Origin of the sequence: Promicromonospora kroppenstedtii DSM 19349, assembly GCF_000515355.1 — a bacterium.
GTDB lineage: Bacteria > Actinomycetota > Actinomycetes > Actinomycetales > Cellulomonadaceae > Promicromonospora > Promicromonospora kroppenstedtii.
In genome coordinates this window covers 3,860-10,375 of sequence record NZ_KI911743.1, presented here as the reverse complement: position 1 = coordinate 10,375, position 6,516 = coordinate 3,860, and the positions used below count along the sequence as shown (strand labels likewise).

At 70.3% G+C, this 6,516-nt stretch carries 7 protein-coding genes; 3 read left to right on the top strand and 4 right to left on the bottom strand.

What is annotated here, in order from left to right; translation table 11 throughout:
- Positions 1-220: 220 nt before the first annotated feature.
- Positions 221-1,555, bottom strand: a complete 1,335-nt coding sequence (locus PROKR_RS23975; RefSeq protein WP_020014259.1) for a glutamine synthetase family protein — start codon at positions 1,553-1,555, stop codon at positions 221-223.
- 104 nt (positions 1,556-1,659) lie between these two features.
- Here PROKR_RS23975 and panB point away from each other — a divergent pair, with 104 nt between their 5' ends.
- A complete protein-coding gene (gene panB / locus PROKR_RS23970) occupies positions 1,660-2,490 on the top strand; it encodes a 3-methyl-2-oxobutanoate hydroxymethyltransferase (RefSeq protein ID WP_036968636.1) in 831 nt (276 codons plus the stop codon).
- A gap of 58 nt (positions 2,491-2,548) precedes the next feature.
- On the opposite strand, the gene PROKR_RS23965 is transcribed toward panB, so the two are convergent.
- A complete protein-coding gene (locus PROKR_RS23965; RefSeq protein WP_036968633.1) occupies positions 2,549-2,734 on the bottom strand; it encodes a hypothetical protein in 186 nt (61 codons plus the stop codon).
- Positions 2,735-2,748: 14 nt separating this feature from the next.
- On the opposite strand from PROKR_RS23965, the gene ppgK reads away from it, so the two are divergent.
- Positions 2,749-3,495 (top strand): polyphosphate--glucose phosphotransferase, encoded by a 747-nt coding sequence (ppgK, locus tag PROKR_RS23960; RefSeq protein ID WP_036968630.1) that lies wholly within the window; start codon positions 2,749-2,751, stop codon positions 3,493-3,495.
- A gap of 89 nt (positions 3,496-3,584) precedes the next feature.
- On the opposite strand, the gene PROKR_RS23955 is transcribed toward ppgK, so the two are convergent.
- Positions 3,585-3,953, bottom strand: coding sequence for an STAS domain-containing protein (locus PROKR_RS23955; RefSeq protein WP_036968627.1), 369 nt, complete (start codon positions 3,951-3,953; stop codon positions 3,585-3,587).
- 268 nt (positions 3,954-4,221) lie between these two features.
- A complete protein-coding gene (locus PROKR_RS23950) occupies positions 4,222-4,578 on the bottom strand; it encodes a DUF3467 domain-containing protein (protein ID WP_036968624.1) in 357 nt (118 codons plus the stop codon).
- 271 nt (positions 4,579-4,849) lie between these two features.
- Between PROKR_RS23950 and PROKR_RS23945 the strand changes: the two genes are divergently transcribed.
- Positions 4,850-6,516, top strand: a 1,667-nt coding sequence (locus tag PROKR_RS23945; RefSeq protein ID WP_051433306.1) for a HelD family protein, incomplete at its 3' end; no start/stop codon positions are given.

Below are 6,516 nucleotides of genomic sequence, written 5' to 3'. Positions count from 1 at the left end.
GCCGCGGTCGGGCCCGGCGGCGAGGTCCGCGCCGCCGGTGCCCGGGGGCCTGGCGTCCAGGACGGCGACCAGGTCGGGATCCCGCCAGAGCGAGGCGGACCGGGTGAGGTCGGCGAACCCGGCCCGGATCAGATGGGTCGTGAGGGTCTCGGGTCGGCGGCTCTGCACCCCCCGACCCTACGACGCGGGCGGGGCGTGCAGCACCCCCTGGTTCCCGAGGTCAGAGCTGCAGGAACCGCTTGAGCTCGAAGGGCGTGACCTGAGCGCTGTAGGCCTCCCACTCCTCGCGCTTGTTGCGCAGGAAGTAGTCGAAGACGTGCTCGCCGAGGGTCTCGGCCACGAGCTCGGACTTCTCCATGAACTGGATGGCCTCGTCGAGGTCGCGCGGCAACGGCGCGATGCCCAGCGCGCGGCGCTCGGCCGGGGTGAGCTCCCAGACGTCGTCCTCGGTGTGGTCCAGGAGGTCGTAGCCCTCCTCGATGCCCTTGAGGCCGGCGGCGAGGATCACGGCGAACGCCAGGTACGGGTTGGCGGCCGAGTCCAGCGCGCGGTACTCGATGCGTGCCGAGTTGCCCTTGCCCGGCTTGTACATGGGCACACGGACCAGCGCGGAGCGGTTGTTGTGGCCCCAGCTCACGTAGCTCGGAGCCTCCTGCCCGCCCCAGAGCCGCTTGTAGCTGTTGACGTACTGGTTGGTGACGGCGGTGATCTCACCCGCGTGCACCATGAGTCCCGCGATGAACTGGCGCGCCGTCTTGGACAGCTCGAACTGGGCGCCGGGCTCGTAGAACGCGTTGCGGTCGTCCTCGAACAGCGACACGTGGGTGTGCATGCCGGAGCCGGGCTGGTCGGCCAGCGGCTTGGGCATGAAGGAGGCGAACACGCCCTGCTCGAGCGCCACCTCCTTGACCACGGTGCGGAACGTCATGAGGTTGTCCGCGGTGGTCAGCGCGTCGGCGTACCGCAGGTCGATCTCGTTCTGGCCGGGGCCGGCCTCGTGGTGCGAGAACTCGACCGAGATACCCATGGACTCGAGCATCGTGATCGCGGCGCGGCGGAAGTCGTGCGTCGATCCCCGGGCCAGGTGGTCGAAGTAACCGCCCTGGTCGACCGGCTCCAGCTTCGGGTCGGCCTTGGTGAGCTGGTTGAACAGGTAGAACTCGACCTCGGGGTGCGTGTAGAAGGTGAACCCGCGGTCGCTCGCCTTGGCGAGGGTGCGCTTGAGCACGTTGCGCGAGTCCGCCAGCGACGGCTCCCCGTCCGGCGTCAGGATGTCGCAGAACATGCGGCCGGTGCCGTGCCGCTCGCCGCGCCACGGGAGCACCTGGAAAGTGGTCGGGTCGGGCTTGGCGACCATGTCCGCCTCGAACACCCGGGTGAGCCCCTCGATGGCACTTCCGTCGAAGCCGATGCCCTCGCTGAACGCCGACTCGAGCTCCGCGGGTGCCACTGCTACCGACTTCAGCACGCCGAGCACATCGGTGAACCAAAGCCGGATGAAGCGGATGTCGCGCTCCTCGACCGTGCGGAGCACGAACTCCTGCTGCCTGTCCATGGGCCCATCTTGCACTAAACCTGTTACAGGTGCGTGTACCGAGCATGGACGACCGGTCGTAGGCTTTCCAGCGGCACCGAGGCCCGTCGAACCACAGGAGGACCATGTCCGCCCACACCTCACCCACTCAGGGTCCCAAGCGGGTCCGCGTGCATCACCTGGCCGAGGCCAAGGCCAAGGGTGAGAAGCTCGCGATGCTCACCGCGTACGACGCGGTGACCGCTGCGATCTTCGACGCGGCCGGCATGGACATCCTGCTGGTGGGTGACTCCATCGGGAACGTCATGCACGGGCACAGCACGACGATCCCCGTGACGGTCGACGACATGATTCCCGCCGCGCGCGCCGTGGCCCGCGCGACCAGGCGCGCCTTCGTGGTGGTCGACCTTCCGTTCGGCTCCTACGAGGCCGGGCCGCAGCAGGCCCTGGAGACCTCCGTGCGGATCTTCAAGGAGACCGGCGCCGACGCCGTGAAGCTGGAGGGCGGCGTCAGGTCGGCCCCGCAGATCCGTGCGCTGACCGACGCGGGCATCCCCGTCGTCGCGCACCTCGGCTACACGCCCCAGTCGGAGAACCTGCTGGGCGGTCCCCGCGTGCAGGGCCGCGGCGACGACGCCGTCGAGCGGCTTGCCAACGACGCGAAGGCCGTCGAGGACGCGGGCGCCGTCGCCGTCGTCCTGGAGATGGTGCCCACCGACGTCGCCGCGCGGATCACCGAGATCGTGCGCATCCCGACCATCGGCATCGGCGCGGGGCCGCACTGCGACGGCCAGGTGCTGGTGTGGACGGACATGGCCGGGATGACCGACTGGTCACCGCGGTTCGCCCGCCGCTACGCCGAGCTCGGCGCCGCGCTGCAGCAGGCCGCGGAGGACTACGTGTCCGAGGTCAAGGACGCCTCGTTCCCCGACGAGGCGCACTCGTTCGAGAAGTAGGCGCACGTGTCGGACGCGCGGGTCACCCCGGCGACCCGCACGTCTGACACGTCGGCCGTTACTTGTCGCGCCAGTCCTTGTCGTCCTGCTCCCAGGACTCGTTGCGCGACTTCGCGCTCTCCAGTGCTCGCTCTGCCTCGGCGCGGGTGCTGTACGGGCCCATGAGGTGCGACCAGGCCGAACGGCGACCCACCTCGACCGCCTTGGTCTCGGTGTTGTACCAGTACTGCTCGTCGGTGCTCATGAGACGATCCTGACATGAGCGACCTGGCGTTCGGCATAGACATCGGTGGTTCGGGCATCAAGGGGGCGCCCGTCGACCTCACGGTGGGCGACTACGCGGAGAAGCGGACCCGCATCCCGACCCCGCAACCGTCCACCCCACAGGCCGTGGCCGACGTTCTCGCGGAGCTCGTCGACGCCTACCACCTGCCCGACGACGTCCCGATCGGGGTCGCGTTCCCCGCTCCGATGCAGCACGGCGTGGTGCGGTCCATGGCCAACCTCGACCAGTCCTGGACCGGAGTCGACCTGCCGGCGCTCGTGCAGCGCGCGACCGGCCGGCACGTGGTCGCGGTGAACGACGCCGACGCGGCGGGCGTGGGCGAGGTCCGCTACGGCGCGGCCCGCGACGCCGACGGCGTGGTGCTGGTCGCGACGCTCGGCACCGGCATCGGCTCGGCCCTCGTGGTGGACGGCGTGCTGGTGCCGAACACCGAGCTGGGGCACCTCGAGATCGACGGGCACGACGCCGAGTCGCGCGCGGCCGACTCGGCGCGCGAGCGGGAGGACCTGTCCTGGGAGGCCTGGGCGGAGCGGCTGCAGCGCTACTTCGGGGTGGTCGAGGACCTGCTCTCCCCCGACCTCATCGTCGTGGGCGGCGGCGTGAGCAAGCATCACGAGAAGTACCTGCCGCACCTGCACCTGCGGGCGCCGATCGTCCCGGCGCAGCTGCGCAACGCGGCCGGCATCGTCGGGGCGGCGGCCCTGGCCGCGGGGCGCTGAACCAGGGCACTTCGACACGGCGCTGAACGAACGACGCCACGGCAGGGTGCCCGGCCGCCGGGCCGGGCGCAGTCATTCCCGAGGGCGGGTCAGGCCTCCCGTGCGGCAGGGCCGTGCGCGGCCTGCGCGAACAGCGCGTCGACCCCGAGCATCTCGATGACGTTCCGGACCACCGCGGGCGGCTCCGGAAGAGAGACGGTCAGCCCGTCCTGCGTTCCGTAGGTGTACATCTGCATGAGGAACGCGACGCCGGTCGAGTCCATGAAGGTCACCTTGGACGTGTCGATGACGACCGCCTTCGCCCGCTCGAGGGCGTTGGCTATGGCAGCACTCGACTCACCGCGCAAAGAGACATCGATCTCTCCCCACATGCTCACGACGCTCGTACGGGCCTGTTCTTCGAACATGATCCCGCCCGTGCGCCCCCTGTTGTCGAATTCGGTGTTGCTCACTTGCATCGCCCCTGTTCATTGCTCCCCGACATGGCCGCCGGAACGGGTCGCCCGACCCCCCGGGCAACTCTGGGAGATTGCAACGCCTTCGTCGCGATCACGGGCAGCCTACATCCGTGAAGATCGCAAGTGGAACAGCCAGTAAGGGTTACATTTCAAGAACCCCAATGGTATAACCCGGTATTTCTCCGGGCAAACTAGCACAAGACTGCCGGTCAGATCGGACATATAGATACCGAGTTGGACATACGTCCAAGTAAAAAATTCACCGGATCTAATTCTCTGACGACCGATTTGGGCCATCCGGGCCCTCTGCGGCACCGGGATTGCGAACGTTCGGTGCGCTTTCCTTCTCCCACGCATCGAGCTGCATAGTGAGCGCCTTCGCGAGCTCGAACACCTGCTGCGGGGGAATGCGCACGCGCGAAACCACCCGACCCGGCACGGTGATCGAGGTGACTTCGCCCGACTCGGGGTCGGACACCGGGCTCGGGGGCTGCTTCACGGCGATGAAGTCCAGGATGAACGACGTCGGCGTGTGCCAGACGGAGGCGAAGTCGGCCGGTACGCCGGTCTCCATCTCGTCGGGTACGTCGATCTGGAACTCCTGGGGCAGCTCGTCGGACGACACTGAGGCTCCTCGATAGGCCGGGCGGTGCACCCGACCGTACCGTGGGGCAGGTTGGTGCGACAGTGGAAACGGACTCGAGGGACATATGGTTCCGGTCCAGCTCCTGAACCAGATCCCAGGTCACAAAAAGATGCCGCGCCGTCCGGGTCCGCGGGACTACACTCGCGCGTTCGCGCGGAACGTCCCGCGACGAGCTTCCCCGGCGCCGGCAGCCCTTGTTCCCGTGCCTGCGCCGCCGCCACCCCACCCCCGAGACCCTGGAGGTCCTCCCATGCCCGCCGACGCGTCCGAGCTCGCCACGGAGCGGGAGTTTCTGGCCGAGGCCAGGTCACAGCTCGGGCGGATGCGCGACCGGGTCGCCGCTCTCGACGGCAGCTACGCGGGCAACTGGGTGAGCGCGGAGATCCTGGAGGCCACGCTCGCGCGCAGGATGGAGCAGCTCACCGACGACCCGGAGATCCCGCTCTTCTTCGGCCGCATCGACCTCGTCGCGGGCGAGACCTCCCCCACCGGCGAGTCCTTCCACATCGGGCGCCGCCACGTGTCCGACCCGGACGGCGAGCCCATGGTCGTGGACTGGCGCGCTCCCGTCAGCACGCCGTTCTACCGGGCCACGGCCAAGGAGCCGATGGGCATCTCCGCACGGCGCCGGTACGGGTTCGCCCGCGGCCATCTCACGGCGTTCGAGGACGAGTCGCTGACCCGGCCCGAGCTGACCGGCGACCTTTCCGACGGCGACGCCGACGCGCACTCGGAGATCCTCGAGGCCGAGATCGAGCGCCCGCGCTCCGGCCCCATGCGCGACATCGTCGCGACGATCCAGCCCGAGCAGGACGTCATCGTGCGCATGCCGCTCGAGAGCACGCTCGTGGTCCAGGGTGCGCCGGGCACGGGAAAGACCGCCGTGGGCCTGCACCGCGCGGCCTACCTCCTGTACGCGCACCGCGACCAGCTCACTCGCCGGGGCGTGCTCGTCGTCGGGCCGAACAAGAGCTTCCTGCGGTACATCCGCGACGTCCTGCCCGCCCTGGGCGAGATCCACGCCCGCCAGGCGACCATCGAGGAGATCGTGGGCGACCACGCCCCGGTCCGCGCCACCGAGCCCGCCGACGTCGCGACCCTCAAGGGCGACGGGCGGCTGGCCGAGGTGCTGCGCCGCGCCGTCTGGTCCCACGTCGGCACCCCGGAGGAGACCCTGGTGCTGCCCCGCGGCTCGTTCCGCTGGCGGGTCCCGGCGTACGAGGCGCGCGAGGCCGTCGAGCAGGTCCGGGCGCGCGACGTGCGCTACGCGCTGGGCGCGGCCCAGCTCCGGCACGCCCTCGCGCACCGGGTGCTGGTGCAGATCGAGGAGACCGGCGACGCCCTCGACGACAAGGCGTGGGACGTGCTGGCCCGGACCAAGCCCGTGCGGGACTACGCGGCCGCCGTCTGGCCCGTGGTCGAGCCGCGCCGGCTGCTCCACCGGCTGCTGTCCGACCCGGAGTTCCTCGCCGAGCACGCCGACGGCGTCCTCACCGAGGACGAGCAGGCCCTCCTGGTCTGGGCGCGACCGCCGCGCACGGCGGGCTCCGCCCGCTGGACGACGGCGGACCTGGTGCTGCTCGACGAGATCACCGACCTGCTGGACCGGACCGAGTCCGTGGCGCACATCGTGGTCGACGAGGCGCAGGACCTGTCCGCGATGATGCTGCGCGCCCTCGGCCGGCGGGCCGCCACCGGCTCGCTCACCGTGCTCGGCGACCTCGCCCAGGCCACCACGCCCTGGGCAGCGCGCGACTGGGCCGACGTGCTGGAGCACCTGGCCAAGCCCGACGGGCACGTCGAGCAGCTCACGGCCGGGTTCCGCGTGCCCGCCGACGTGATCGAGCTCGCCGCGCGGCTCCTGCCGAGCATCGCACCCGGCCTGGAACCGCCGCGGGCCGTGCGGCGCGCCCGCGG

Coding starts and splice junctions, on each gene's coding strand:
- PROKR_RS23975 (WP_020014259.1), bottom strand. CDS start 1,555: ATGGACAGGCAGCAGGAGTTCGTGCTCCGCACGGTCGAGGAGCGCGAC.
- panB (WP_036968636.1), top strand. CDS start 1,660: ATGTCCGCCCACACCTCACCCACTCAGGGTCCCAAGCGGGTCCGCGTG.
- PROKR_RS23965 (WP_036968633.1), bottom strand. CDS start 2,734: ATGAGCACCGACGAGCAGTACTGGTACAACACCGAGACCAAGGCGGTC.
- ppgK (WP_036968630.1), top strand. CDS start 2,749: ATGAGCGACCTGGCGTTCGGCATAGACATCGGTGGTTCGGGCATCAAG.
- PROKR_RS23955 (WP_036968627.1), bottom strand. CDS start 3,953: ATGCAAGTGAGCAACACCGAATTCGACAACAGGGGGCGCACGGGCGGG.